This window comes from Variovorax sp. PBL-H6 (assembly GCF_901827155.1).
Lineage (GTDB): Bacteria > Pseudomonadota > Gammaproteobacteria > Burkholderiales > Burkholderiaceae_C > Variovorax.
In genome coordinates this window covers 44,885-71,540 of record NZ_LR594660.1, presented here as the reverse complement: position 1 = coordinate 71,540, position 26,656 = coordinate 44,885, and the positions used below count along the sequence as shown (strand labels likewise).

Sequence of the window (26,656 nt, the reverse complement as noted above, 5' to 3'; positions counted from 1 at the left end):
AATAGTGGGCACAAACGCTTTAGAGTTTAGAGCAACGTATGCTAAAATGCAACGCACCGACGGATGGGATTTAGCTTTTTGGCTCGCCAATTCAGGCGCGCGAGCAGGGGCAGGTGGCTATACGTCGAACGCCCTCTAGGGCGGTATCCTTCAATCCGGCTCTTCCGCGTCTCATCGCCAGCAAGAGCCATCGACAGAGAGTTCCATGAACACGTCGCTCCCGACTCCCAGCAAGAAGTTCGACCTCCTGGTGCAGAGCGCCATCCTTCGAGGCGAGAAGCCTACCAAGGGCCTTGACGCCCAGCTTGCGCCCAACGAAAACCAGATGCATCGACTCACGGCTTTCATGGCCGACGGCCGCCAGGTCGTGGTCGCTCAACGTCACGGCCGAGGCGGGATGGACTTCAACAAGCTGCTGGGCGGCAAGGTTTACGCGGTGGCGGCCGACGCACTGTCGCCGGTGTTCGAGAAGGAGAACAACAAGCCGACGAAAGTTCAGAAACAGGAGGAGGGCAAGCCCCTTTTCTCGTCGTCGGGCTTCTACCTGCTCTCGTCGAAAGACTATCCCGCGCTTCGAATCGCGGAGGGCTATACCCGCCTGTTTGCGGATGGAGCGAAGGTCATGCTCCTCACCGCGGAGCAGCTTGCGGCCAAGGAATCTCTCTCGATGACTTCGGACATGGACTGGGAGATGGCCCTTGCGTTCCTGGGCGCGGCTTTGGGCGATGACCGAAACATGGTCACGCCGTTTGACGCAGACATCAACCGCAAGCGCCGCCGCGGCATCGAGACGGCAAAGGGCGTAGCAGAAGACGACCAGGAGACGTACACCGGCGTCGAGTTCACCGAGTTGGGCGCGAGCAAGAAGGACGGAAACCCCTTCGTCCTCTACACGTGGCGCATCGACGGCGGTGCAGCCCGGACCGGAACGCTCATGCGTGAGTTCGAGGCGACCGACGACAACGACCGACCCATCACGAAGTACGACGACGCGGACGCCACGGTCGCGCGCTTTGCGGACAGCGCCGAGGGTCGTGAGATTGCAGCCGCCTGCGAGGCAGGCAGGACCGTGGACTTTGCCTTCGTCCAGGGCCACGTGATGCGCACGAGCGTTTCGTTCCGCCGCAAGGTCGAGAACGTTCGTGCTGCGGGGAGCGACAAGCCCGCGTACGGCGACGCCGTCTACATCTGGGGCGCGCTAGGCGGTTGGGTGAAGGGCTTGGTGAGCGTGATGCAGTCGATGCACCCCAACTTCCCGGCGAAGGATTACGACGCCCACCACTACGTCGCGGCCTGTCGCCAAGCCGAGGTCGGGATGACGAAGAAGCCGGACGGCAGCGGCTGGCTACCGCCGCAAGCCGTTACCTACGACCTGTCGGCAATGTTGGTCTGAACGACAGTTCTCGCCTAACATACTGTCGACTCGTGCCCGTGCCTGTCGCTCCTTCCCCCGTTCTACTGCAGTCCGGCGTGCGGTTTCGCGCACGCCCCGACGCAGCCATGGCGCAGCGCCTGCGCCAATGGGTCGGACACCAGCGGTGCATCTATAACGCAAAGGTCGACGAAGACCGCTACTTCGCCGGCATGCGCCTCTCGATGCTGGCGCGCGGCAGGACCGCGGCCGAGGCGGCCACGCCGCTGGACCGCGCGTACGCGCAGTTCCGGGGCGAGACGACGCCCTGGCTCGGTGAAGTTCCCTCGCAGGTCCTGCGCATCGGCGCCGAGCGCTGGTTCGAGGGCAAGCAGCGCCAGCTCAAAGGGTTGGCCCGGGCGCCGCGCCGGCGCAACCGCCTCAACTTCGACAGCGTGCGCGTCTCCAGTGAGCTCTTCGAGTTCAGGGAGCTCGATGAGCCTCAAGGCGACCTGCGCCACGAGCTCGTCCTCGGCAACGACAAGTTCGGGTTCGGCAGCCTCCCGTTCACGGCGCACCGTCCATATGAAGTGCCCAAGTCGCTGACGCTGCGCTGCACCGGTGGACAGTGGTTTGTCAGCTTCAGCTACGAGCACGCCGCGCCGAAGGGCTTTGTGGCGCGCAATGAGGAAGAGCTCGCCTACGAGCTCGACCTGCTCGACGGCCCCGCGCTCGAAACGCGCACGCTCGGCCTTGACCGCAATGTCGCGGACAACTGTCTCGCGACCTCCGACGGACGGTTCTACGCCCTGAGCGCCGTGCAGAAGGCGCGCATCGCCCGAAAAGCTGTCGGCGCGAAGCGCCACCAGCGCCGGCTCGCCCGTCAGGAGAAGGGCAGCGCCAACAGCCGCAAGACTCGAGACCGCCTGGCGCGCAAGCTCGCCTACAAGCGCGAGGTTCTGCGGGACTTCAGCCACCAGACCAGCCATGACCTGCTCGAATCCAAAGCGAACGACGCCGGCGTGCCGCAACTGCTGGTGCTCGAGGCGCTGAAGGTGGGAAACATGACGGCTCGGCCCAAGGCCCGGCAGGACGAGACCGGGCGGTGGCTTCGTCAACGGCGCCGCGAGCAAGGCGGGTTTGAACCGGGCCATCCTCTCGAGCGCCTGTGGGCGCATTGCCGAGCAGCTGGGCTACAAGGCGGCCCGGCGCAACGTTCTCGTGCTGCAGGTGCCTGCGGCCTATTCATCCCAAGAGTGTTCCCGGTGCGGGCACACTCACCCAGGCAACCGCGACGCACAGCGGTTTGCCTGTCAACGCTGCGGACTCGAAGCGCACGCCGATACGAACGCCGCCCGCATCATTGCGGGCCGAGGTATCGGGATGGTGCGCGACCAAAAGGTCGTCGTGAAGGCCAGGAAGCGTGTCGCCTATCGACGGCGCGCAACAAAGGCAGGGCTGGAATCGCCCGATGTGCCTGTGGAGGGTGGTGTAAGTCGCGACGAAGCGAAAGCCGACATCGCGCAGTGCCCGAGGAAGCAGGAAGGTGCCACGACTACAGCGCCGTCAGGCGTTTAGTCGCGGGAGATTCACGGTGGCCCACATATCTCGGAAAGCTTCGGAGGGCATGTCGGGGTGGCGAACGACGTTGTGCGGCTGACCGACGAGCTCATCCTCACTGTAGCCGCTCGCCTCAACGAACGCAGGATTCACGTAGGTGATGATGCTGTTCAGGTCGGTCATCGAGACAAGGGTCTCGCTGCCGAGTTGATATTCGCGATGGGTACCAGGGAGATTGCGCTTCATGGTTTGTCTGGTTTCGGGTGGCCAGCGAACGCCGGGCCTAAAAAAGACCGCCCCCTGTGTGGGAGCGGTCTGGAATGAAATGGAGTGGCTCTATCCGGCGAGAAGTGCCTCGAAGGCGGCTTCGTCCAGGACGGACACGTTGAGTTCCTGGGCCTTGGCCAGCTTGGTGCCAGCCTCTTCGCCTGCAAGCAGGTAGTGGGTCTTCTTGGAGACCGAGCCAGCCACCTTGCCGCCTGCGCCTTCAATCAGCGCCTTGAACGTCTCGCGGGGCTTGGACAGGGTGCCGGTGATGACGAAGGTCTTGTCCACAATGGCGGGATTCGCGACGCCGCTTTCGACATCCTTCGGTCCCACGAAGAACAGCAGGCGGTCCACTTCGGCGGCGTTGTCCGGGTTCGCGAAGAACGCCAGCACGTTGCTCGCAGTGGTCTCACCCACGTCCGACACCTGTAGCAGCGCATCGAGGTCCGCATTGCGGAACGCAGCGAACGACTTGAAGCGCTTGGCCAGGTCCTTGGCGGTCGCCTCGCCCACGCCCGGGATGCCCAGGGCATAGATGAACCGATTCAGCTCGGGCTGCTTGACCTCGATGACTGCGTCGACCAGGTTGGTGGCAGACGTAAGGCCCATGCCTGGCAGCGTCTGGATATCCTCCACGCGCAGGTGGAAGAGGCCACTGGGCCGCTCGAGGAGCCTTGCCTGCAGCATCTTCTCAACGGTGCCCTCCGCCATGCCTCGGATGTCGAGCGCAAGGCGCGACGCGAAGTGCGTGATGGCAAACAGCCGTTGCGCAGGGCAGTTCAATCCGCCGGTGCAGCGGTGGTCGGCGCTGTCCTCTTCCTTGTGCACTGCGGAGCCGCAAACAGGGCAGGTGGCTGGCGCCGTGTACGAGGCCTCGGTGCCCGCGCGCAGTTCAAGCACGGGGCGCACGATTTCCGGGATGACATCGCCAGCGCGGCGTACCACCACGGTGTCGCCCACGCGCACATCCTTGCGGCGCGCCTCGTCTTCGTTGTGCAACGTCGCGCTGGTCACCGTCACGCCACCGACATAGACGGGGGCGAGCTTGGCGACGGGAGTGAGCTTGCCGGTGCGCCCCACCTGGACGTCGATGCCGATGCATTTGGTAGTGGCTTCCTCGGGCGGGAACTTGAACGCGATGGCCCAGCGAGGGGTGCGCGAGTTCCAGCCAAGCTGGTCCTGGTAGCGAGAAGCGTTGACCTTGAAGACGACGCCGTCGATTTCGAAGGGAAGTCCGGCGCGCTCCTTCTGTATTTGCTCGAAGTGAGCTTGCACGCCGTTGACCCCCTTGACGACCTTGACCGTGTCGCTGATTTCAAAGCCTTCGGCGACGAGCGTCTTGAGCTGCTCGAACTGGGTGCCGGCTGGCAGGTAGCCCTGGCATTCGCCAAAGCTGTACGCAAGGAAGGTCAACCGGCGCGAAGCCGTGACCTTGGGGTCCAGGTTGCGCAGGCCGCCGGCCGATGCATTTCGAGGATTGGCGAAGCGCTTGTCGCCCTTGGCGTCCTGGGCCGCGTTGATGCGGGCGAAGTCTTCCTTGGTGATGACGACCTCGCCGCGCACTTCCACGCGCGGTGCCGTGTTGCTGATGCGCAGCGGCACGTTTCGGATGGTCCGAACCTGGGCCGTCACGTTCTCGCCGGTCTCGCCATCGCCGCGGGATGCGGCCAACTTGAGGACCCCGAACTCGTAGACCAGCGCGCAGGATGCGCCGTCGTACTTCAGTTCGGCGCAGAACTCCACCTCGCTCTCCGGGATGCCAAGCTGTGCGGCAACGGATGCGACGAAGGCCGCAGCTTCCTGCCCGTCCATCGCGTTGTCAATGGAGAGCATCGGTCGCAGGTGCCGCACGTCAGAGAACGCAGCCAGTGGCGCGCCGCCGACGCGTTGAGTGGGAGAGTCGGACCGGTCAAGTTCGGGATGCCTTGCCTCCAGCGCCTGGAGCTCGCGAAACAGTGCGTCGTACTCCGCATCGGAGATGACGGCCGCGTCCATCACGTAGTAGCGGTGGCCATGGCTGGCGACCGTTGCCTTCAGGTTGCTGTGTTGCTCGTGGATGGTCATGTTGTCCTTGTGTCCAATGTGTGATTATAACAGATTGCATGTAAAAGGGTTCTAGCACTAGTTGTTTAGATACCGGGGGTGTCTGGACTAAGTTTTAGTTTAAACGTCCTGGCTAGACGGACAAAGCTCCCGCAATTGCAGCCAATGTTTCAACTCATCCTGACCGTCATGGCCATCGCACTCACATCCGCGCTTGTGATGGTCTCAATCAACTACCTGCCGGCCTGGCGGGGGGCTGCACGTGACGTGGAGCAGCAGGTGCGCACCGCTCTTCCGCAGCTTGAGGAAGCCTATGACGCGGCGACCCGCGCAGCCGGCGGCGTGCCGCCCGCCGTCCTTGCGGCCAGTGATGGCGGCTTTTCCGCGCAGTTCCTGCCCTTGCTGCGCTTTGCGCCTGCTGCCCCCGCAGGCTACGTGTGGACCTACGGCCAGCACGGTGACGATGGCAGCCGGTACGCAAACCTGAACTATTTCTGCCTGGCCCCCACCCGGGCCGGGCTTCAGGGAGTCGGGCGAGGCCTCTACCGCGGCGTGAGCGCCTTCTCGCGCGACCAGGCGTTCGTGAACACGAGTTGCGGTGCGACGGTCACACAGGCGGCCCCCTCCAATTGGAACGCTGCGCCGGCTCGCGCGGTGACCTTCTACGTGGCGTATACCCCTGGCGTGAATCGATGAACCGCCGCCTGCGCACCACCGTCGCAGTCCTTGCCGTCGCGTTCGCTGCGCCTTGCCTGGCCGCCGAACCGATGTTGAGCGCAACGTCTGTCGGCGCGGAGGTCGCGCGCGCAGCCAAAGACGTGAAAAACGCGTTCTATCGACGCGCCGCCGTCTTCAGTCCTGGTACGTACGACCAGTTGCCCGCGGCCGCTTCTGCCGCAGACCTTTTCCCTGCGTATGGATTCATGCCCCGTGGCCACAAGGTTTCATGGGGGCTCTCGGCGGTAGACGAGGACCAGTCGAAGCTCTGCCTGACAGCCACCCTAAACAGCACGCAGGACTGGATTGACTTCGTTCGAGGCGCCCAGGGCGCCCACTTGACCCCCGCAGACGGCGGGTGCACGGGGGCTGCGCAATGGGTTGCACCCGCGGCATATCCCGTGGGCGCCTCGGCCATAGTGCCCTTGGACCGGAGGCTGGTTCCTACGCCCACCGCGATGGACGCTGGGCTGGAAGTGACTGGGACGCTTCAGGATGAGGAGCCGGCGGCGGTGCTGCCAGGGCATGCACAAGTGGCTGCCGTGCTCCAGGCGCGGGCAGGGCAGCTGAGCGCTCCCTGGACTCTCACCGTGACCAACCGGCTGCCAATGCAATCGCTGGCCATCGCCGGCGCGGCGGCTACGCCGGGCTTCAGCCTTGGTGATAGCAGCTGCGCGGTGCTCCTGCCCGGCGAAAGCTGCTCGGTCGCCGTGCGGTTTCAGTCGTCGGCTCAGTTGCCTTCGACGCCCGGGCGAGTCCGCCTCGAGTTCCGGCAAGAACTGGAAGGCCTGCCAACGGGAGGCATGAGCGCACTGAGCGTCACGCTCTACGGCGAGCAGGTACGTTGAGGAGCGCGTCGAGGTCGGGCGCGAGCTCCGGGGCTACTGCCAGAAACGGGGCAAGCCAGGCGTGCACGTGGGACGCTCGCTGCTCGGGGAGCGAACCGCCTTTGAGCAGGGTGTCCATGGCGTCCAGCATTGGGCTTAGCGAGGACTTGCGCAAAAGAGGCGGGCGCGCGCGCCATTCAGTCGTTGGCACCGGGAAGACGATGTCGCGCTGCTCGATAAGGAACCGGACAGGGTCCTCGGTCGTACGGAACCGCGCGCGCAGGGTCAGCTCAGGGTCCGGCACCGTGCGGTCAACGGCGAAAGTGGCCGCAGCGAGAAGGACCGCCTTGGCGTCGTCAGCGCGGGCTGCGTGGTGCAGCTGCTGAAAGCGCCCAGCAAAGGCCAGGGCGACCGCCTGGTAGGCGCTCCGGCTGAGCGTGCCGAGGCTCACGAGCGGGCTTCCTGGAGCCAGTTGACGTTGACAGGGACGCTGACCATCCCGAGCTGGACCTGGCGCTCGAAGAGCAACCCATTGTGCAGTTCGGTCAAGGACGGGTATTCGGAGCAGACCGCCATGCATTCAAAGCTTTCGAGCTGGCTCTGAATCATGGTCTTGGCACGTACGGCGGCTTCGCGATAGAGGCGGGGCGACAGCACGAGCCGGCGGCTGTCCGCAGCATCAAGCATCATCCCATAGCGGCCAAGCTCGACGCGAACTTCTTCCGGCGTGAGGGCGGCGAGGCCGGGGGCTGCAGCTTTGATGTTTGTCATGCTTAAAGTATACCATCAGAACCACTTTACGGTCAACCAGTATCGCTTCATTAGCAGCGGCGCTGGGGCAGATTTAGCATAGCGCCTATACCATAGCAAGCGACTAGGTCGCAAAACTCCGAAGTGATGAGCGGAATTTGACGGAGGGGCCCGCCTGATGCGGTCTCCTCCGTATTTCGTCCTAAGCCGCCGGCGCCTGGCCGAAGAGGTCGCCCAGGGCGTCGAGCATGCCGGCCCCGTTGGATTCCGGAGCGATATACACCGCCCCCGGTTGCCTTCTGGCCGCGTCAGTCACCCGCGTGGCTGCCTGCACGACCTCGGTCCATGTGGCCGGGCCGGGGCCGAAGGCGAGGACCCCGACGCTGACCTGCGGAGCGGTTTGGGCGTCCGACGCGCGCAGCTTCCCCAAAACGTCCTCCGCGAGGAAAGCGGCCTCCGGCAGGTCGCAGTTCTTGAGAACGAGGAGGAGGCTCGCCTCCGTCCAGCGGAACCCCCTGTCGCCCATGCGAAGGGTCTCGCGAACCGCCTTGCCCGCATTTCTCAGCTGCCCAAGGTTCGGACCCTGGTCCCCGCAACCTGCCATGTCCATGGTGATGACGGCGTGGTGCCCGTCGGCGGGCCCATTGGCGTTGAAGAGCTTTGTCAGAACGGACTGCAACTCGCAGTGCCGCCGCAGCCCCGTGGTTTCGTCTCTGAGGTGCACCCCTGCCACGGCGGGCACCTCGGCCGCGCTTGGACCTCGGATGACGATGACGGCGCCGGCCGTGCTTCCGTCCGCAAGGAAAACTGGGACAGACGCTTCCGAGAGGGGTACCGCCTTGCCGTCACGGCTCACCGCCTCCAAAGTGTTGACTCGTCTTAGCGCAGTCTTGGCGCTCAGCAGCGCAGGATGCAGGCTCGGCATGGTTTCCCCCGAAGCCCGTAGCCGCGGTTGGTAGACCTGGTCCAAGGGCCGGTTCAGCGCGTCGGAAACTCGCCAGCCCAGCAGCCTCGCCGCCACCTGGTTGATGGTAGTGATTCGAGATTCGCAGTCGACGACGAGGACGCCGGCGTCGACGTTGTGCAGGGCTGTTCGCAAGCGCGTGGTCTCCGCCTCCTCGACGGAGAGACTTTTTGTACTCGCGCGCGAGATGGTGCGCACCGCCTCCGCGAGTTCCAGCTCATCAGAGGTGTGCAGTCCGGACGTGTCCATGGCTGGGACAGTATTGCCAAGGCTCACCGCCGCCACCTGGCGGTGGAGAACGCGCAACGGCTGCAGCACCGCGCGGATGGTGAGCCAAAGCAGGGGGAGAAGTGCGGTCCCCGCGGAAAGCACGACCAAGAAGTGCCATCTAAGCTCAGCTTCGTCAGTGAAGATTTTAGACACCGGGGCCTCCATGACCAGTCGCCAGGGGCTGGACGGGCCCGAGATGGTGGTTACGTACATTAGGCTCGGCACGCCATCCGCATTCATGCCGTAAACGAGACCGCTTGGGGCCTCAGCTTCCGTAAAGAGCTTTGCCATCGGGCCCAGCGTGCGCACGGATTCCCCCATCCGGTCGGCGTTCCGTTGGGCAATGATGGTTCCCTCCTCGGAGGCGACGGTCACCAGGGACGCAGGGCCACCTGCGAAGTCGCCAAGGCCGGCGGTGGCGGCAAGCGCGATATTCTCGATAGACCCCACGACCACGCCGACCACCTTGCCTTCTGCTCCGTAAATGGGCGAAGAGAAAATCGTGACGTGCGTGCGAAGGGACCGACTGAGCACCGGACCCACGATGACTCGCGATTGTGTGGCGAGGACGCCGCTGAAGTAGCTCCGGTCGGCCACTGAAGCGTCGGCCTGTGGTCCGGTGGTCGCTGGCACCCATGCGAGTGGGTATCCGTTCAAATCCGTGACGCTCAGCGTCCTGAATGCGTGCGGGGCAACCAAGGTCAGTTGCGCAAGCCGCTGTTGAAGCCGGGGCTTGTCACGCAGGGCTGCCTCGTCGAGCGACGCTGCAACGCCGTCTGCAAGCTCGCTTAGCGCTTGCAGGCGGTCTTCGAACACGGCAGCAGTGCGCTCAGTGAGCCGCGCGTGGTGCCTCTCCACTGAGGCGCGAAGGGCGACACGGGAGCCCTGGTACTGAACAAAGAGCAAGGCGGCGACCAATGATGCCGCGACAACCGTGCATACGGTCGTGAGGCGAGCAGTAAGGCTCTGCCGGAAGGGAGGGGGAAGGCGGCTCAAAACTCAGCAATGCGTGTCCTGCGTAAGCGGGTTATCGGCATCCCGCAGCAGTCTTGAAGTCCGCGCGCTGCGTATCGCAATTTCTTGAAGGCGCCTTAGGCACGCGTCAAAACCTTGCTCCCTACACCTCCTGGACACAACCAAGGAGGTAAATATGTGGAGGAACGTACTACTGGGCGGCCTGCTGGCCACCGCGCTGGCGTCCACCGGTGCGGCGCAGCCAGGCTTTGCGGCTTGCCCGCAGTTCTTTGTCGGCGGCAAGGTGCCAGTCGTCTCCCGCGCGCCCGAGTTGCGACGGGAGCTCTGCTTCGATTCATTCGCAATCCTGCACTCCGGGCAGTCCAAGACCCCGCTCTTTGGCGCGGAGAGGCTGAACCGTAGCCTGCTGCTCGACGCCAAAGGCGAGGAGCGAACAGACCGGTTCTACGAAGAGGCGCGCTTGCCTCGAGCGGAGCGGGCCGCGCTGGAGGACTACAAGGCAGGGTTACTCGTCCAGGACCCGGACGACTCGACCAAGCAGGTCCGAGTTAAGGTCGACCGCGGGCACGTGATTGCGGCAGGGGACATGCCCAACGCCCGAGCGATGGCTCAAAGTTTCAGCTTAGCGAACATGATGCCGCAGGCGCCGCAGAACAATCGCAGGACTTGGAAGGACATCGAATCCGCGACGCGGAAGTACGCCATGCGCGCGACCGGTGATGTATTCGTCTTCACCGGGCCCGTCTTCGCCGGCCCTGTTCGGACGTTAGCGACGGGGCAGGTTTGGGTTCCGAGCCACCTATACAAGCTAGTTTATGACCAGACGTCTAACCGGGCATGGGCACATTGGCTGGAGAACACCGACACCGCGCGTGCCGGCCGGCCAATCTCCTACGAGGAGCTTGTCAGGCGCACCGGCATCGACTTCCTGCCAGGCGTTCGACCTTCCAGCTAAGAACGTGCTTTTACAAGCCCCGGGGATTTACCCGGGGCTTTTTCTTGACTGGCGAATCCCGCGCGGCCGCTGTTTAAACGCCCGTGCCTGTACGAGGCACACGCTCCCGCAACTCTTCTGTGTCTCAAATGAACCTCTTCAACGGACGTCTCGCCCGTCAGCCTGTCAACCGCACCCTGGACGCCTACGCCGCTACTGCCGGTGTTTATGCACAGCGCACTGCCGGGGTCGACATGTCCCGCGAACGGGGGTTCTTCGTGCAAAGACTTCCCAACGGCATCGCAGGCAGCACTGTGCTCGACGCAGGGTGCGGTAGCGCGCGGGACGCATTGGAGTTCCGCCGGCTTGGCCTGGAGGTCGTGGCATTCGACGGTTGCAAGGAGATGGCGGAGCTCGCCAGCGCGACTTGTGGCCAGGAGGTCCTGCACCTGCGCTTCGACGAGGTCGTCTGGCAGGGCGCATTTGACGGTGTCTGGGCATCCGGCAGCCTGCTCCACCTCGATGACTCGGCCCAGGTGGATGCGCTGCAGCGCCTCGCGCGCAGCTTGAGGCCTGGCGGTGTGCTCTGCGCGGTGATGGAGCGGGGAGAGGGCACGTCCGTCGCCAGTGACGGCAGATTCTTCAACTACACGACGACTGAAAAGTTCGCTCGCGTGGTCGCCCGGGCGGGTCTCGGCCAGTTCGAGAGCTTCGCTGCGGACAGCTATCTGGCGGCAGACGGTACGGTGTGGCTCACGATGTGTGCACGCAAGCCGTACTTATAATCGCGACGCTTTGTCGCGGCGACAATTAAACAATCGTAGCCGGATACAATTACTTTAGTTGCACTGCTGTCACCTATATTGCTACCATCAGCGGTTCGATAACCCTTCACGAACGAACCGATGAGCGCCGGAGATTCAAAGTCACCAGAACAGAAGCTTGCAACGTTTGGAGGTCGCTTGGACTTTGCGCTCGACGCGTTAGGCGTCCGCAATCGCGCGGCACTTGCGCGGCGTGCTGGTCTCCGGGAGGCCCAGAGCCTTTTAGCGGCGCTCCGTCGCGGCAGTGCGCACAGTGAGTACTTTGAGCCCGTTCTCTCACTCCTTCCAGACCACCTCGTAAGCCATAGCTGGGTGCGCTTGGGAGAGGGGCGAGGCTTCCCGCGACCCCAGAAACAAGCAACAGCGTTCGACTTCGACAGCGAAGCTTCGCCAACCACTACGGAGGCCCCAGCTGCTTCCAGCCAGAGCCCATCGCTCAGCATCCCTCCGATTGCACTCAAGACGACCTTCAGCGGCGGCACAAAGCTCGAGGTTTGTCCCGACCTGAGCGGCGAACGAAGGGAGTTTGGAGCGTTGCGTAGCCCGTCAACTGGCGGCAGCGCCGGCAGCCTTGTCTTCGCCGAGATGCCGGACGGGTCAATGTCTCCGTACCTGATGCCCGGGGAGGCCTTCGCCCTGAACTATCGAGATACGGCCCCGGAGGAGGGGAAGCTCTACTGCCTGTGGAGAGCTGGTCAGCTCACAGTGCGAAAAGCACAATGCAAAGGTGACTCCGTTGTGCTGTTGGTCTCGCCTATCGAAGCAAAGGATGTCATCGACCTGGCAGAGAGCGCGAACGTGCAGGTACTCGGGCGGGTGGTTGGGCGCGCCGGCGCTGAGCTCTAGCCGTAGCGTCGAGCGATGAGCCCCCGACGTAGCCGGCCGGGGTCGTGCCACCGGCCCTGGTCACGGCTTCAGCAGCATCACTGCCAGTGCGCCAACCGAGGCGCCAATGGCGGTGACGGCCCAGGGGAACCACCAGCGCGCGTCGATGGGCGGATTCTTGACGAGCTGCGCCTGCTTTTGCATTTGCAGGTAGCTGACCTCCCTAGCCAGCGCCTGGAACTCTTCGTCGTTGGTCGGCAGTGGAACGGCGGCTTTGTTAATGCTGTCATCGTAGCGGATGTGGGTGGATTCGTCCTGCCACCCCGCCGCCTTCCTCAGCCGCTGCGTTCTGACGCCAGAGCAGTAAGGCAGTATCCTTTAGCCATGAAGGCGGAACCGCCGAGAGAGCTCGCCCAGGTGAACTGCGTAACCTGTCTTGATAGCGGATGGGTCTGCGAAGACCACCCTGACCGGCCATCAGCGCTCGTAAGCGACAGCGGCTGCGAGTGCGGAGGCGCCGCCGTGCCCTGCGCATGCAACCGTGATGCGGTCTACGTGTTCGCGGAGGTGTATGCAGCTGTCGACCCGAGGTTGGGTAGCCGCTGGGTAGCCGTCCGGTCACAAACGCGGAAGCCAGGAAAGGTGCCAAGCCGGCGCTCCTGAGCGTCGCCTTGGCCGCCCCGACCCTCCGATTACCCGCGGGCTGGTCCTCTTCCCCCGCCAAATGAGAAAAAGGAGCTCCAGCACAGTTGGAGCTCCTTTGAATTAGATGTTCTGACGCAGCTGTACAGGAACAACCCAGCGACGCTGCTTAACCCGGACGGGTGTGCCCGGGTAGCTCGACGTGTGCCCACAGCAGTCGTGCTCGCAGCGGCAGCCAGTAGCGAAGTTGTCGCGCAGAACCTGCGCAACGATGTCCGCGGAGACGGCACGAGGGGCACGTACGGTGATGAAGCTTTGGCCGCCGGACCCGTACTCGGCCTCATGGTCCGATGGCGCCTGGTGGCGCACATTCAGGACGCGAAACCGACCCACGTGCTCATGTTCGTCCTCGGAGGCCCAGCCTTGGCGGAACCGATGGGTGAGGCGCTTGTATCCTTCGAAGTCGTAGCCCATTGAGATGTCCTTTGTGGTGAAAACTGCCACGTATAGGAAGTCTCGCGGGCGAAGCGTTCATACTTAAAACCACGCAACCTACCCAGCTGACCTGCGCGATTGTCACCAACCGCGATGCCATCAAGGCCCGGAGCCTGCGCAAGTTCGGAAGCCCTGCAATCCAGATGTTCCATGACTCGGCGGACGTGCGGGAAGTGCAGGAGCTGCGGCTGTTCCCGAGCGGAACCGCATGTCTCGAAACCCGCCGCCTGGGGGACTTCGACGCCAAGCGCAACGCGTGGACGACCGAGCTGGGCGTGCGGATGGACGACATCGACGACGCGCGTGCCGCCAACCGGGCTGCGGCCGCCATGCTCGCCGAGATTGCCGGCAGTCTGCATCCCTCACGTCACAACACTTCGAAAACCGAGTTCTTCTATCCGACGCCTGACCTTTAGCGCGTCGCGCGGCCGGCCCGTGCTGGATGCGGCACGCCGCCGTCTCAGGCCGCCTAGAATCCGGCTCACCAGGAGGCGCCCAGGATGTTGGTTGCAACGGTGCAGGGGTCCCGACTACAAGCCGCCAAGGCCTCGAAGAGCCAGGCGCCGTTCCTGTGCCCAAATTGCCAGGAAACGGTGATTCTTCGCCAGGGCACGGTCCGCGTCGCTCATTTCGCACACCGCTCGACCATTGCGTGCGCCTGGACGGTCGGAGAGTCGCAAGCTCATCTGCAAGCCAAGCAGGCGATGGCGGACGCCCTGAGAAACTCGGGCTATGACGCGGAGCCAGAGGTCCCACTGGGCGCGCAGCGCGCCGATGTGTACGCGGAACGGGATGGAGAGCGCTTCGTCGTAGAACTCCAGCACACGCCCATCGACCCGAGGGAAATTGAGCGGCGCACGCGCGGGTACGTCGACATGGGTCTGCACGTGGCTTGGGTCAGCCTGGTGGACATCGACTACCGTTGCTTTCTGCGGCCGAGCGATATTCCGATACCGATGCGGTATTCGCCGCGGCCTTTCGAGCGGTGGATTGAGGTTTTCAGCTTCGGGCAGGTGCCCATGTTCAACCCCCTGCTCGGGGGAGTGCTCTGCGGAAAGCTACGTGCTTATAGGACGTCTGTGCCCGTGAGCGAGTGGACGGAGCGCGGAGGCGCCCAACGGTCCGCTGGCGGCTATGAAAAATCCTCACGGAGGTATGCAGACCTGTTTTGCGAAGCCTATTTACCTTTGGAGTGCCTGCAGCTGGAGCGCAGCTGGCGCTCCGTTGAACTGCGTGTAGGTGGGATGTCGTTTCCTCGGGGAGGACTGGCTAAGCTTACGGTTCGCCGCTAGGCGCGCCGCGCCTTCCGCGGACAGGTGCCACCCATCGTGGTCTTGGAGCTCGGCAAAGGAATAGCGCCTGCCTTAAGCAGGGCATCCACCTTCTTCTGGAAAGCGGCCCTGTGCTCGTCGCTTCCGGCGTCGACAGCATACGAGAGCTCGACCATTCGGCTCTTTGTAGGGAGAGTCCACTCTTCGACCTTCCAAGCAACTTTCTTTGACACGTCCTCCTTGAGCCGGCTCACGAGGTTGGAGCACGGCTTCGGCACCATGTTGAAGGACCTTGGATAGGCTGCGCTTGCGGGCGCCGCGACCGAGCAGCTGTAAGAAATCGCTTCGCGGATGACGGGCGGAAGATGGGGCTTCGTTTCGTCCTCCAGGACCCATGCGACGTCGACTTCCACCTTCGCATCCTGCGTACCTTGCAGGGGGCATTGCCAGTTCGGTAGCGTCTGCCTCGCCGTGGGGGTGTTAGGTCCGCGCAGCTTGTACATGGCCTCTGGTCCCTTCTTGTCGGTGCGCTCTCGAGCAATGACCTCGAAGCCCGGGCCCGGCAGCCCGGGCGGCTGCTTGACGGTCAGGTAGCGCACCTCGAACTTCTTCGGTTTGTCATCATCGATTTCCAGCTTGGTCGCCGCATCTGCAGCCGACTGGGGCCCCCCTTTGTCCGGGTCCCAGCGCACCGCGTATTCGGTCGCCTCGGCGAATACGGAAGCACTTGCCCCAAGCGCGCAGAGGGGCAAGAGGAGGGTGGCTGTTCTCATGGGGTTCTCCTTGTCACGCAGGACTCGAAGGCAGGGCAGACGTCGCAAAGTGTCGAGCGCAAGCTAGGTCCCCGTCAATGCTTGCTGACGTGATTTGTGGCGCGCATTCCAGGGCTGGGGAGGAGGGTGCCACCGAGGCGCCGTACCGCGGAGCGGCACATCGGCGGGCACAGGGCGGCAACAGCTGTCGCCAGAAAGGCGACAGATGGCGTTCTGGACCTCCTCGCGGAACCTGGACTCCCTGCCACGTGCAAGCCCTCGGAACTCTGCCCTAGCGCTTCTTGACAGGGGTGTCGTCTGCCCGCGTCTCCACCCATCGCTTGAAAAGGTGGTCGTCAAACTCGTAGGGTCCGCGTGGCGATTTTGAGAGCAGGTTGCTGTCATCCAAGGCGCGCATGACTGACTGCAAAGTCGATAGCGGCAGCTGCTTGAGCCCCAGCTTCGCCGCGATTGCGTGTGCGGTGGCACGCGCGAATGGCTTGAAATCGGGGGCCAGGCTCAGCTTGAGCACTTCGCGCTGAAGCTCGGTGAGGCTGCGCCAGGTGCCCTCGTAGTCATCCTGCCCGGCAGCCGCTTTGACAACATTTTCTGCAGCTTGCTCGAGCGTCAGCTCCGGCGTGGCCAGCAGGTGCATCACCGCGGTCAAGAAGGGCTCGGGACGGTGCTGCATCCTGTCGAGCACTGCGACGCCCGCTTCGATGTCCAACACCCGCGTGCCACCTGTCGCCGCGATGAATTTGGCAGCGGCAAACTCCACTAGGTCCCGGCCCAGTAGGGGGAAGTCGATGATGCCGAGTCCCGGGGCGTACAGCGGCGCTTGGGGGTCGGAGAACATGTGCGACAGGCGTGACCGGGAGGAGCCCGTGTAAACAACTCGCACGCAGTCTCGGTGCTTCGTCAGTGCGGTACGCAAGCTCTTGGCCACGTCTTCATTCGCCTCGGTGCGGGCGAGTTCTTGTGCTTCGTCCACCAAGAGCAGCAGCGGGTGCTTCGACGACAGCTTCCCCACGAGCTCGTCAATGCGCAGCCCTAATTCGGCCGTGGCCGTCTTCGCATCGGCGAACTCGAGCTCCGCCTCGCCCTTGAGCTCTCCAACGCTGCCCTTCATCTTCAACTTCTTGATAGGCTCGCGCAGCTTCGCAGCGGCGCGCTCGCGCAGGCTCTTGGGCTCGTGGGCCTCCTCCAGACCCCTCACGATGGCGAGCGCCGGCGAGACCGTGGTTTGCCAGAGGTCGACGTAGGCGACGCGGTATCCCGCCGCCTGAGCGGCCGGCGTCAAGTCCTTACGCAAGAAGACGGTCTTTCCCGTACGACGGGGCGCAAAGATGGATGTGCTCGTGACGACGCCAGCCCCCAATTGGGCCAGGTAGGCTTTAGCGAGGTCTGGGCGCGGGCAGTGCCAAAGGGGTTGAAGTGGTGACATTATGGTCAATTATGTCGTGCTTGCGTAATTGTACTTCTTCTACGTAATCGGACGTAGTCTTGCGGCGGGCGGAGGGGTGGAGAGGCTACCGACCAGAACATGCCGCGCTGAGTCCATGTCGCGAGCGAGCCCAGCCAAAAGATTGGCCCAGGGCGAACCTCCGGGTGAGCGCTTGCAGGCAGATTGTCACGGTCGCGATGTGCCACTAGGCGGCATGCACGGGCACAGGGCCTCCGACTTGCCGGCGGAACCGGCTCCGAATCACGACGCGGCGCTCGCGATGTGACGGCTGAACTGTCATATCGCGAGAGCGCACGTCATGGGCCGGCGGCTGCATGCGCCGTTTCTGGGAATTCCTCTTCCCAGAAATAGGGCGGATGGATACAGTCGAGGCTATGGCACTTCCACTACCCCTTCGCCCTCTCGACCAGCTCAAGCCGCCGGCGCATCTGCTTGGAGCTTCCGGGCCCAACCGTGCACCACCAGAGCGGCTTCTCATCCGAGCTGACAACGACCTCGAAGCGTTGAAGTCGTTCTTAGCGCAGTTCGATTCGTCTCCGGAGACGCATCGCAAGTACGGCCGGGAGGCGGAGAGGCTGTTCCTCTGGTCCTGGCACGAGCGAGACAAGCCTGTATCCGCGCTAATGACCGACGACTACGAGGCCTACCTGCGGTTCATGGCAGACCCGCAGCCCGCCGAGACATGGTGCGGGGTCAAGGCTCCCCGAGAAACCGACCGGTGGCGCCCGTTTGTGGGACCAGTCGGTGAAAGCGCGCTGATGACTGCGTTCGCAGGCCTAGACTCATTTTTAGGCTATCTGGCCAACAGTGGCTACCTCTACGGCAACCCCTTGGGTCTGATTAAGCAGAAGCGCAAGCAGGTCCGTAAGCAGGTCTCGAAGACTGCTGCCAAGCGCGGCGAGCGGCAGCTCGACGAAGACGCCAAGATTGAGCGATTTCTCGACCCAGAGATGTGGATGGCCGTGTCCCAGGCAGTAGAAAGTCTGCCGGAAGACTCCGAGCGGCAGCTCGACGAAAAGGAGCGCGCACGATTCATCTGCGCCATCCTGTACCTTCTGGGCCCCCGGGCGGGAGAGCTTGAGAGTATGCGGATGAGCTCATTCCGGGAGGTCCGCGGCCATTGGTGGTGGCACGTGCTCGGCAAGGGAGACAAGTTCGTGAAGGTCGCCGTGCCCGACGACATGCTTCAGGCCCTAGTGAGATACCGCAAGCACCGCAAGCTCTCCGCGGTGCCAACCAAGAAAGACGACTCCCCTCTTTTGGTGTCGTTGAAGGACGGCAGCTCTATCACCGCGCGCCGGCTGAACCAGATACTGAAAAAGCTTTTTTCCGCAGCCGCGGACCTTCTGCCATCCGAGTCTGCGCACAAGAAGGAGAAGCTTCTGGCGGCCTCAGCTCACTGGGTGCGGCACACGGCAGTTACCGCTCGCGTTGATGCCAAGATGGACCTGCGAATCGTGCAAAAGGACGCGCGTCACGCGGACGCGCGTACCACCGAGCGATATACCCACTCACAGGATGAGGCGTGGCACGAAGAGAGCCAAAAAGTCACCCTCCCCTGGATTGCCTCGAAAGCCTGAATGGATGAACACCTGCCGCGGCGCGAAGCAGGTGTTCGGTAGGCGTTGACGAACCGATGTCCTACACCCCGCCTTTCCTTCGGTTGCAGGACTTGCAGAGCATCTTGCAGTTGGCCAGGATGGACTTGCCGCCGGCGTGCCAAGGGTCGACGTGGTCCCCCTCCATCTCGTCAAGCTTGAAGATTCGGCCCTTGTCTGGGCACGTCACGTCGGCGCACGCCCCGGCCTGCCGAGCGTAAGCCTCTGCCTTAACCTTGTCAGTGAAGGCCCGCAAGTTGAGGTGACGCTCTTGTTTTGTGATGAGGTACGAGTAGATGCCAGACTTCCTCGAGACGTCCTCATCCTTCATTAGTGCCACGACGCGCGTTTCTAACTCGGCCGGGTCCAAGTCGTCGTCTTTGTGCTTGTTATAGAGCTCTCCCCAAGGGACGGACTTCATTTCCCTGCGGACCACGGGGAATGTAGCCTTTACCCAATTTATGACGCTGCTAAAGTAATTCCAGAGTTCAAAGGCAGTCTTGTCGTGTTGGTGGCCAGACATGTAACGGCGCGGGTTACCCCCCTCAATCCAGTTGAGGGCTGTCTCCAGGTATTCCTGCCGGATAGGCGAGCCCGTCATGTAGTCGGAACCGATTTGGTAGGCCGGGCAGTTCGGTTTGCTGAAATAGGCCTTGGCCGATAGCAGCCACGGGCCAACAAATATTGAGTTCAGGAGTTCTTGGTCGGTAAGCTTTTCACCGGCAATGTTGATAGTTTGAAACCAATCCAGCTTCTCACTCTCAGGGCCTTCGCACACGTACACTGTCAGCGGGTATTCAAGAATCTTGTCCATTTGGTCTTGGGGCAAGTTATGAAAATACACCTCGTCAATTGAAAAGTCACCCTTCACGTACTTGCAAATACTCAGCGTGCGCTGCTGGCCGTCCAGCACTTCGAAACTGGCAAGCTTTTCATCGTCAGGAGCATCTGGGTCTGGGTTTCGAACCCAGTACATTACATTGAGTGGGTATCCTTTGCGAACAGTATCGAGAACCTTGTTGCGTTGCACGTCCTTGTAGACGAACTCACGCTGGTACGGCGGACGGATGTTTAGTCTCCCCCCGAAGCCAACTACGCCGGCGTCGCCGCTGTCTGCGTATCCACTTACCAGCTCCCCGATGGATATCTGTCTTGGTTCAATTTTCATTTTGCTTCTTCAATTTTACGATTATGCGTTTGTAGAGGGGGGCCTTGTTCACTACCGGGCCGTTCCACAACATGGACTTGCCCTTCGTGACAATTGCGGTTTTAGTGGCGCCTAGTTCCTCGCCGTGAGCGCCAGCATTAAAACTCCCCACGATTTCGAATTGGGACGGGTTGTATTTGTCTAGGAACGTGATGGGGACACCCATGCACCCGGCATAGTCACATGGAATATCGCTGACTTTGGACACTTCAATGGCATCAAAGTTGTCGTATCGCGGGTAGGAACTTTCGCTCCCCGCGTAAACTTTGAAAAGGACCAGCTCCGCCTTCCGTTTGCTATGGAAAAGGTTGGTGAACCAATATACGCTGCCCATGCTGAAGTACTTCACTCCATCAATAATTTGAACTCTTGATTGCGTCTGTATCTCATAATGCGTGGGCACCTCAAACCATTTCGTTCCTCCGTTGTCGGTCCCCGCCCAGACGACGTTTTCCTTGATAAGCGTGAAGATTTCCTTGTACGTAAGCGCGTTTTGATTTCCGATTATCAAGAACTGCTTCTTGTGCTCGATGAGCTGAGCCACGTATTCTCTGAAGAGGGAAAACGGCGGATTCGTGACAACGATATCCGCTTCTTGCAGGATTTCTACGCACTCTGCGCTACGGAAGTCACCGTCGCCTGTAAGGTCCGTCTTGACCAGAGACTTATCGGCGCCAGTGAACTCCAGTTTGTAGGATGGCCCCCCGCTTGCGTAATGCGTGGCAACTAACTTAGCCAAACCAAGGTGCTCAAAGTTCAGGGTGAAGTACTTCCAGAAGTTGGACCACTCGGGGTCATCGCAGTTGCAAAAGACAGTTTTCCCTGCAAAGTGGCCCTTGTAGTGCCGCAGCTCCTTTTCAATGTCAGTAAGCTGGGTATAAAACTCGTCGTTTTTGCCACGCTTGGCGGCATGCAGTGAAGTGTTGCTAGTGCTTGAATTGGTTGGTGAGGTGGCGGCACGTGTCAAAGTCTGCTCCAAGAGAGAGCAGCACCCGTAGCAAGCGCGAGTCAACTTTTCCGCCTGCTATCGCAGTGAGGCGGTGCTACGAGTGAATATCCTTGTGGGTGCTGGCGATGGGTTAAGCGCCGCACTTTCGGCGGCTATAACGCGTATAAAGGCCGCGTTTTAAATCCGCGATGAGTCTGCGCCTCGGGCGCGACCACCAGATGGAGCGAGCATGGCTGCAGCCGGCCAGCGCGGCCGTGCTAGGCCCCCAAAGATTTGAGGAGGTGGCGCGGACGCTCATTGAGACCCTCGCGGTTGTCGGAGGGTGGGATACCGTAAGGCCGCCGACCCCGAAGCGATAGCTCCGCGGCCAGCCCCTGACCAGTGCAACGTATCGAAGTGGGCGGCTCGATACCTGACATGGAGACAACTCTCACTAGCTGGGGCGCTCCAGGGCGTCGTTATCAGAGGCATCCCTCCCCCAAGTGTCAGCTACCCTCGAAGCAGCCGGCCCGTCCAACGGGTGCTTTGCCCTCCGGAGGGCCGTCACGTTCGGTGCTAATCCTTGTAAGCGAACTCACGCAGGTAAGCCGGCCTTGCGTTCCGGACGCCCTCGAACAGACGGCCGGGCTTAAACCACTCTGCTTAAAGGTCGCCGATAAGCATTTTGTTGCGGGCAAATGTTTAAAGGCGAGCCTCTTATAAAGTCTTGGACCTGATGATGATTCGCGCATACGGCACGACAACCTCGCTCTCCCGCAACATGTAGAGGTCGCCGTCGACCGCTCCTCTCTGTTGTACGGTTTTCCTATAAGCCTTGTGCTCAGCTAGATAGGGTTTGACGCCAATTTCAAGCCCAGAGCTGGCAATCCCTAGTCCTATTATTTCGAACTGATGAGGGCTATGTTTATCCAGGAACGTAATAGGTACGCCCATGTCTCCAGAATAGTCTTTTGGCAGGTCCTTTACCTGCGACACCTCGATGGCGTCGTAATTGGCATAACTGGGGTACGCATATTCGTGGCCACGGTACTCCTTAACAAGAATGATTTCTTCGTTGCGCTTCTCGTGCGGAAGATTCGTGAACCAAGAAATGGCAGGAACCTTGCCGAACTTGTTGCCAGCTTCGTCCAGCCTATCCCACTTTTCATAGTCGGCCGACAACTTAAACTCCATCGTCTTGTTCGCAGAATGACCAAGCCATAGTTGGCCATCCCTGAGCAGCCTGAAGATGTCTTTGTAGGTAATGGCGTTATTGTTGCCAATAATCACAAATTTCTTCTGATGCTCTATCAATTGGGCGACGTATTCCCTGAAAAGGGAGAAGGGGGGATTAGTCACCACGATGTCGGCTTCGCAGAGCAACTCGATGCACTCAGCACTCCGAAAATCTCCGTCCCCCTCGAGGGAAGTCCTGACACCCGCCATGTCGCTGCCACCGGTGTATTCACGCTTGTAGGAGACTTCGCCTCGAGCGTAATGAGTCGCGACAACTTTGGCCAACCGAAGATGCGTGAAATTTAGCGTGAAGTACTTCCAGAAACTCGACCACTCAGGGTCGTCGCAGTTGCAGAAGACGACCTTGTCCTTAAAGTGGTCCTTGTACTGCCGTAGCTCTTTCTCGATGTCGGAAAGCTGGGTGTAGAACTCGTCGTTTTTTGCGCGTTTCGCCGCGGCGAGTGAGTTATTGTTTGCGCTGGTAGCGCGGATTGCACTGGCACTGGCCAAGGTCTGCTCCAAGAAAGAGCAGCACCCGTAGCAAGCGTGAGTCGACCTTTCCGCCTGCTTGTGCAGAAGGCGGTGCTACGAGTGAATATCCTTGTGGGTGCTGGTGTTGTTGAGGGCCGCGCTTGCGGCGGCTATAGCGCGTCTAGGGGTCGCGATTTATACGCAGGCGAAACGCCCGTTTGGGTCCTACCTACGGCCGTTGTGACCCTTCGGCTGCGCCTTTCACCCGGCGTGCTCCGCCTCGGCGCCATTGGTCGAGCCCGAGTCTGGCTTACCCCGGAATCGGCACCATGGCCCCTTTATTGCGAGACGTTCGCCGCAGAGCTCGCGACTAAGGGCTGAGCTCCTGCTGAGCTCCGGGGCGCCAGTTCTGCTAATACCGGTTATCAGAAGCAGGAGGTTGGACTTCGAGTGGTTTCGTCGGCTACTATTTTGGGCCCGCCTACCCCGCCTACCCCGCCTGTCCGAACCCCGAGATTCCTCCAGCATGCAACGAGCTAGCAAGCAATCCCTCGACCACTACGACGAGCGCCGTCGGTGTAGCCAGGCGCTGGAACCCGCCGCTCGGAAGCTCATGCAGCAGATGCAGGACCGTGAAGTGTTGTGCATCGTTAAAGACAAGCCTTGGGCCTCGTACCGGGTAATTTCGGCGACTAGGGACGAAGTGGTTCAGCTAGCGGAGATGCAGCTCGCAACTGCATGTGGCGGGTCGCTGGGGGACGTGCTCGACTGCCTCGACCCCCTTCCGGCTCCAGATTCGCTACGGGAAGACGATGTCTGGAAGGCGGCCCTGAGGTCTTTGGAAGGACCCGACCACTCCCCGCCAGCGTTTCGCTGGTGGCCGAACACGACCGCGGGCCAAAGGGAATTTGCAGCAGCTGCCGCATCCTGTGGGTTGGCTGAGGAAGCTGCCATGCTCGTAGCCCGAGGCCATAGCCGATAAGCGGGGGGCCTGGTCCCTGGCCCTTTCGCGCAGGGTCAATCCTCGCGAGCCTGAAGTGACGCAAGTGCCTGAAGTGCCTTACGGAACTCCTCTTGGCCATCGAAATACCGGTTATCCGAAGTCTCCGGCGGCTGATTCGACGCCGACCTTCCCTGTTCCGCGCGCTAGCGCGCGGACCCCTATTCCTCGAGGTACTCAGGGATTCGCACCAGGAGCTCCCGGACGACAGAGGCAATGGTTAGCCGTACCGACCCCGGACCCTTCTGGTCGCAGGCAGTGAGCAGGCGCCGCATCTCGTAAGAGCCGGGTCGGCTTCCCGGGAACTTCACGGTTGCGTCAAACAGCCCATCAGCCGCAGTTCTCAGGTCCGCGGCGGCGGGGCCTTGGCTGAGCCCGAACCTTGCACCGTACTCCGATGGCGTGATACGCCGCCCAGGGGCCCCTTCGAGGGCAAGCCTTAGGAGCCTCTTCTCCGGAACAGAAAGCGAGTGCACCGCGCGAGCTACTGCGGCCAGTGCTAGGTTCTCATCGTCCATATCTTTGGTCCAGTTCGGCTCGGCCCTCTAAGGGCGAGCCCTTGACGCGTCGCTCAGTTGGTCCGCCATCATTGCGATGCTCGCGACAACACGCGCGGCTTGTTTGAGCTCCACGCGGTCGGAGTGCATTCGCAAGTTGTCGTCCACGACTGAGAACATCCTGTCGCCGTCGTGGGAGCCACGAAGCTTCTGCCATGCGACGACCCCCGACTCCTCGAGTTGCTCCCGCGTGAACACCACGCCTTCAATGTCGTCGTAACCCCGGTCGCAAAGGTGGAACAGGTCGTCCTCGAATCGCCCAGGGTCACGGACGAACACGTACGGGATGTCACCTCCGATGTGGGCCATCAGGTCGCCCACGCCTGGGTCGTCCGATACGTGGTCGCCGATGTAATCCAATTGCTTGGCCCAACGCATGAGCTCAACCACCGCTGCATGGCTCTGGTCCCCTGGTCGTTGCACGCGCAACCGAAGCTGGGGCAACGGTGCGTCGATGGTTGTCCAGGGCGCGGCATCCGAGCCTGCGACGAGCCTTCCGGCCTTGCCGGCCGCCGCGGCCGCATTCCAGTCCCTGAAGCCGTTCTGCTTTGCGACGGCCTCCAATGCGTCGGCTCGCTTGAGCGGGTGCCCTGAGGCGTTGGCTTGCACCTGCAATGCCTCCGCCTGAGCCTTGAGGCTGTAAAGCGAGTCATGCGTATGCGTCGATTTGAATTCCATGGTTTCTCCATATCCAGGCACATCAACAGGCGTTGTTCGCATTACGCCGGCCTGGGAAAACCAAGGTGGCGACAAGAGTTCGAAGAGCAGATTCACCAAGCCTGGAGGAGGCGCGAACGGCGGGGCTGCTACCCACTATTCCGGAGTGTATCGCGAGGTGCGGCTTTCAGGGGCTCCTTGCTAGACGGTGCATGCCCCAACTATCTGCTTTGCGTCAAGCCGCTCCCGCCAGGAGTGACCTCCCCGTCTTACCCGCCCTCCCCGGCGTAGGTATCCTTTGGGACGTCGACGGCGTCCTTGTGCGCAGCGAGCCACTTCACATGGAGAAGTTGGTCGCGGTGGCGCGCCGCTGCGGCGTCGAGATTCCCGCAGCTGCTTTCTCGACGGTACAGCGCTTCACCGTGCCTGGAGCGGAAGGCGCGCCTGTGGAGGCCCAAATGCCGCTATACGGCGCTGGCGACAAGAACGTCTACCACTGGCTGGTGAGCATTCGCCCTGAAATCAAGCAGGTACTCTCGCTGGACCAGTGGCTCGCTCTGCTCCTCGACCACTACCTGGCGCAAGCACACCGCATCGAAGCCCGAGGCTCGATACCAGAGGTGGTCAGACAGCTCGAATCCGCCAAAGCTCTCCAGGGCGTGGTTACGAGCGGCATCCCTGCCCAGGTGACTGCCAACCTCAAAGCCGTGGGCCCGGCCAGCGAGCACTTCGCCTTCGTGCTGACGGCAGACGATGTGACGCAGTCAAAGCCGCACCCTGAGGGGTATTTGCGAGGGGCCGCGCTGTTGGCCGATAAGTTTTTGTCGACAAAATCCGGCCCGCTCGTCATCGTTGCGGTGGAAGACAGCCCTCCCGGTGTCCGGGCAGCCTTGGACGCGGGGCTGCTGTGCATCCAATTCCTGTTGCCAGGCCAGGCGCCTGAAGTCTTGACGCCGCACGAAGCGGGCCGTTTTCGGGCCGCGACGAGCGCCGAGGAGGTGCTGGCTGCCATTCACGCGTTTGCCGAGCAGCAGCGCGGGCGGTAGCCCGCCCTGGGGGCAAGCTTCAAGACGCGAGAGCCTTTTCGAACTCGGCGACAGCTTCCTTGCTCAGCCATTGGTGGATGTGCTTGTCTCGGATGGGGCCGTGGTGCTCCAGGGTGAACCGCAGGAGCCGGGCACAGTACTCGATGGCGAACGCATGGTTGGCCTTGGTGACTGCCTGGAACGCCTCGCAATCGAGAGTGCCGGCGGCGGCTCGCACCAGGTCCTTGAGGGACTGGTCGAAATTCATGGAGTTACCCGAGACCTGGAAGATTCCAGCCTCGATGGTGCACGGCGTGTTCGAGTCCGGGTTCGTCGTATCGACGCCTGCGGTCCACTTCCAGGAACTCTCGTAGCCGGCGAGCACCCGTAACACCTCAAGCATGACCGCCCTCCTCTGGCGCATATCGCCAGGCGTGAAGGGGCCGAGCACCGGGGCAACGTCGGAATAGATTTCGTGCTGCGGTCGAGGTGCGAAGATGTCGTCGGGAGCGGTTTTGGCCCATGCGACGATTTCGTCCAGGAAGGCATCTGGTGCGACCCCTCGGTTGTGGACCTTCTTTTTCGCGGCAACGAATGGCGTCGGGTTTGGCATCAGGGGTACCTCCTGGGACGCGGATGGTCCCACCGTTCTGCCGGCGCGGCAAGCCCGCGGCCGCCACCGTTCGTGCGGGCCAGCGTGGAAAAAGCCCTGTGAACAGGTCACAGGGCTTTGGAATGAGCGAAACGAATCTAGACAGCGGTCCGGAGCGCGTCGAGCTCGTCGAGCTTGTCAGCAAAAGCCAGGACGCCGGCGCCGAGAGCGCGCAAATCGCTGGGTGTGAGACGCGACGGCAGCTTGATGCTGATGTCAGGCGTCTTGTCCGTCAGCAACGTAGCCTTGATGACCGTCTCGGTCTTGCCCTTGAGCCCGACCTCGAGCTGGGCCATCCCGCGGACGGTTCCGCTGGGCGTCTTGAATATCTGCTTGTTGATTTGGTGCATCGTTTGGTGAACGTGAGGTCTTCCCTGTAGCAATGTCCGCTGG

At 62.1% G+C, this 26,656-nt stretch carries 27 protein-coding genes; 10 read left to right on the top strand and 17 right to left on the bottom strand.

Going from position 1 to position 26,656, the window contains the following annotated elements; translation table 11 throughout:
• The first annotated feature begins 205 nt into the window (after positions 1-205).
• On the top strand, positions 206-1,393 hold the full coding sequence (locus G3W89_RS28535) for a hypothetical protein (RefSeq protein ID WP_162571115.1): 1,188 nt from the start codon (positions 206-208) through the stop codon (positions 1,391-1,393).
• A gap of 62 nt (positions 1,394-1,455) precedes the next feature.
• On the opposite strand, the gene G3W89_RS28530 is transcribed toward G3W89_RS28535, so the two are convergent.
• Positions 1,456-2,505: a hypothetical protein gene (locus tag G3W89_RS28530; RefSeq protein ID WP_162571116.1), complete on the bottom strand. Its 1,050-nt coding sequence runs from the start codon at positions 2,503-2,505 to the stop codon at positions 1,456-1,458.
• Between the two features lie 67 nt (positions 2,506-2,572).
• On the opposite strand from G3W89_RS28530, the gene G3W89_RS33755 reads away from it, so the two are divergent.
• Complete coding sequence (locus G3W89_RS33755) at positions 2,573-2,929, top strand: zinc ribbon domain-containing protein (protein ID WP_443083219.1); 357 nt, start codon at positions 2,573-2,575, stop codon at positions 2,927-2,929.
• Here G3W89_RS33755 and G3W89_RS28520 read toward each other — a convergent pair.
• Both G3W89_RS28520 and ligA read right to left on the bottom strand, forming a co-directional pair.
• Positions 2,918-3,094: a PAS domain S-box protein gene (locus tag G3W89_RS28520; protein ID WP_332107465.1), complete on the bottom strand. Its 177-nt coding sequence runs from the start codon at positions 3,092-3,094 to the stop codon at positions 2,918-2,920. The two genes, G3W89_RS33755 and G3W89_RS28520, sit on opposite strands and share 12 nt — an antisense overlap.
• A 153-nt stretch (positions 3,095-3,247) precedes the next feature.
• The gene (gene ligA / locus G3W89_RS28515) at positions 3,248-5,242 is read right to left on the bottom strand and encodes an NAD-dependent DNA ligase LigA (protein ID WP_162571119.1); all 1,995 of its coding nucleotides are present in this window, start codon (positions 5,240-5,242) and stop codon (positions 3,248-3,250) included.
• 144 nt (positions 5,243-5,386) lie between these two features.
• On the opposite strand from ligA, the gene G3W89_RS28510 reads away from it, so the two are divergent.
• Together G3W89_RS28510 and G3W89_RS28505 are read left to right on the top strand one after the other, a co-directional pair.
• The gene (locus G3W89_RS28510) at positions 5,387-5,917 is read left to right on the top strand and encodes a hypothetical protein (RefSeq protein WP_162571120.1); all 531 of its coding nucleotides are present in this window, start codon (positions 5,387-5,389) and stop codon (positions 5,915-5,917) included.
• Positions 5,914-6,786, top strand: coding sequence for a hypothetical protein (locus G3W89_RS28505; RefSeq protein WP_068673723.1), 873 nt, complete (start codon positions 5,914-5,916; stop codon positions 6,784-6,786). The genes G3W89_RS28510 and G3W89_RS28505 overlap by 4 nt, the downstream gene beginning before the upstream one ends.
• Here the strand turns inward: G3W89_RS28505 and G3W89_RS28500 are convergent.
• The 3 genes from G3W89_RS28500 to G3W89_RS28490 all read right to left on the bottom strand — a co-directional run bounded on the left by G3W89_RS28500 (position 6,758) and on the right by G3W89_RS28490 (position 9,565).
• A complete protein-coding gene (locus G3W89_RS28500; protein WP_162571121.1) occupies positions 6,758-7,216 on the bottom strand; it encodes a hypothetical protein in 459 nt (152 codons plus the stop codon). The two genes, G3W89_RS28505 and G3W89_RS28500, sit on opposite strands and share 29 nt — an antisense overlap.
• A complete protein-coding gene (locus G3W89_RS28495; RefSeq protein WP_162571122.1) occupies positions 7,213-7,536 on the bottom strand; it encodes a hypothetical protein in 324 nt (107 codons plus the stop codon). Before G3W89_RS28495 ends, G3W89_RS28500 begins: the two co-directional genes overlap by 4 nt.
• 181 nt (positions 7,537-7,717) lie before the next feature.
• Positions 7,718-9,565 (bottom strand): PAS domain-containing protein, encoded by a 1,848-nt coding sequence (locus tag G3W89_RS28490; protein ID WP_232076890.1) that lies wholly within the window; start codon positions 9,563-9,565, stop codon positions 7,718-7,720.
• A 334-nt stretch (positions 9,566-9,899) separates the two neighbouring features.
• Between G3W89_RS28490 and G3W89_RS28485 the strand changes: the two genes are divergently transcribed.
• Both G3W89_RS28485 and G3W89_RS28480 read left to right on the top strand, forming a co-directional pair.
• A complete protein-coding gene (locus G3W89_RS28485; RefSeq protein WP_162571124.1) occupies positions 9,900-10,679 on the top strand; it encodes a DNA/RNA non-specific endonuclease in 780 nt (259 codons plus the stop codon).
• 128 nt (positions 10,680-10,807) lie between these two features.
• On the top strand, positions 10,808-11,443 hold the full coding sequence (locus G3W89_RS28480) for a class I SAM-dependent methyltransferase (RefSeq protein WP_068673713.1): 636 nt from the start codon (positions 10,808-10,810) through the stop codon (positions 11,441-11,443).
• 945 nt (positions 11,444-12,388) lie between these two features.
• Here the strand turns inward: G3W89_RS28480 and G3W89_RS33535 are convergent.
• Positions 12,389-12,511 (bottom strand): hypothetical protein, encoded by a 123-nt coding sequence (locus tag G3W89_RS33535; RefSeq protein WP_269475012.1) that lies wholly within the window; start codon positions 12,509-12,511, stop codon positions 12,389-12,391.
• A 561-nt stretch (positions 12,512-13,072) separates the two neighbouring features.
• On the bottom strand, positions 13,073-13,423 hold the full coding sequence (locus tag G3W89_RS28475; protein WP_068673706.1) for a hypothetical protein: 351 nt from the start codon (positions 13,421-13,423) through the stop codon (positions 13,073-13,075).
• A 164-nt stretch (positions 13,424-13,587) separates the two neighbouring features.
• Between G3W89_RS28475 and G3W89_RS28470 the strand changes: the two genes are divergently transcribed.
• Together G3W89_RS28470 and G3W89_RS28465 are read left to right on the top strand one after the other, a co-directional pair.
• A complete protein-coding gene (locus tag G3W89_RS28470; RefSeq protein ID WP_162571125.1) occupies positions 13,588-13,860 on the top strand; it encodes a hypothetical protein in 273 nt (90 codons plus the stop codon).
• An 84-nt stretch (positions 13,861-13,944) separates the two neighbouring features.
• Positions 13,945-14,736, top strand: coding sequence for a competence protein CoiA (locus G3W89_RS28465; protein ID WP_162571126.1), 792 nt, complete (start codon positions 13,945-13,947; stop codon positions 14,734-14,736).
• Here G3W89_RS28465 and G3W89_RS28460 read toward each other — a convergent pair.
• Together G3W89_RS28460 and G3W89_RS28455 are read right to left on the bottom strand one after the other, a co-directional pair.
• Positions 14,733-15,488: a hypothetical protein gene (locus tag G3W89_RS28460; RefSeq protein WP_068673701.1), complete on the bottom strand. Its 756-nt coding sequence runs from the start codon at positions 15,486-15,488 to the stop codon at positions 14,733-14,735. The two genes, G3W89_RS28465 and G3W89_RS28460, sit on opposite strands and share 4 nt — an antisense overlap.
• Positions 15,489-15,759: 271 nt before the next feature.
• Positions 15,760-16,767: a hypothetical protein gene (locus G3W89_RS28455; protein ID WP_232076889.1), complete on the bottom strand. Its 1,008-nt coding sequence runs from the start codon at positions 16,765-16,767 to the stop codon at positions 15,760-15,762.
• Positions 16,768-17,288: 521 nt separating this feature from the next.
• On the opposite strand from G3W89_RS28455, the gene G3W89_RS28450 reads away from it, so the two are divergent.
• Positions 17,289-18,512, top strand: coding sequence for a tyrosine-type recombinase/integrase (locus G3W89_RS28450; RefSeq protein ID WP_162571128.1), 1,224 nt, complete (start codon positions 17,289-17,291; stop codon positions 18,510-18,512).
• Between the two features lie 61 nt (positions 18,513-18,573).
• On the opposite strand, the gene G3W89_RS28445 is transcribed toward G3W89_RS28450, so the two are convergent.
• The 5 genes from G3W89_RS28445 to G3W89_RS28425 all read right to left on the bottom strand — a co-directional run bounded on the left by G3W89_RS28445 (position 18,574) and on the right by G3W89_RS28425 (position 24,703).
• Positions 18,574-19,698 carry an HNH endonuclease family protein gene (locus G3W89_RS28445; RefSeq protein WP_162571129.1) on the bottom strand — a complete coding sequence of 375 codons (1,125 nt, stop codon included), beginning with the start codon at positions 19,696-19,698 and terminating at the stop codon, positions 18,574-18,576.
• Entirely contained in the window at positions 19,688-20,704 is a 1,017-nt protein-coding gene (locus tag G3W89_RS28440) for an adenine-specific methyltransferase EcoRI family protein (protein WP_162571130.1), read from the bottom strand. The genes G3W89_RS28445 and G3W89_RS28440 overlap by 11 nt, the downstream gene beginning before the upstream one ends.
• Positions 20,705-21,382: 678 nt before the next feature.
• The gene (locus G3W89_RS28435) at positions 21,383-22,411 is read right to left on the bottom strand and encodes an adenine-specific methyltransferase EcoRI family protein (protein WP_232076888.1); all 1,029 of its coding nucleotides are present in this window, start codon (positions 22,409-22,411) and stop codon (positions 21,383-21,385) included.
• A 1,122-nt stretch (positions 22,412-23,533) separates the two neighbouring features.
• Positions 23,534-23,890: a hypothetical protein gene (locus tag G3W89_RS28430; protein WP_162571131.1), complete on the bottom strand. Its 357-nt coding sequence runs from the start codon at positions 23,888-23,890 to the stop codon at positions 23,534-23,536.
• Between the two features lie 27 nt (positions 23,891-23,917).
• The gene (locus tag G3W89_RS28425; protein WP_162577692.1) at positions 23,918-24,703 is read right to left on the bottom strand and encodes a glyoxalase superfamily protein; all 786 of its coding nucleotides are present in this window, start codon (positions 24,701-24,703) and stop codon (positions 23,918-23,920) included.
• 95 nt (positions 24,704-24,798) lie between these two features.
• Here G3W89_RS28425 and G3W89_RS28420 point away from each other — a divergent pair, with 95 nt between their 5' ends.
• Positions 24,799-25,632 (top strand): HAD family hydrolase, encoded by an 834-nt coding sequence (locus G3W89_RS28420; protein WP_269475011.1) that lies wholly within the window; start codon positions 24,799-24,801, stop codon positions 25,630-25,632.
• A 19-nt stretch (positions 25,633-25,651) separates the two neighbouring features.
• Here G3W89_RS28420 and G3W89_RS28415 read toward each other — a convergent pair whose 3' ends face one another.
• Together G3W89_RS28415 and G3W89_RS28410 are read right to left on the bottom strand one after the other, a co-directional pair.
• Complete coding sequence (locus G3W89_RS28415) at positions 25,652-26,224, bottom strand: hypothetical protein (RefSeq protein WP_162571134.1); 573 nt, start codon at positions 26,222-26,224, stop codon at positions 25,652-25,654.
• Positions 26,225-26,361: 137 nt separating this feature from the next.
• On the bottom strand, positions 26,362-26,613 hold the full coding sequence (locus G3W89_RS28410) for a hypothetical protein (RefSeq protein WP_162571135.1): 252 nt from the start codon (positions 26,611-26,613) through the stop codon (positions 26,362-26,364).
• Positions 26,614-26,656 lie beyond the last annotated feature (43 nt).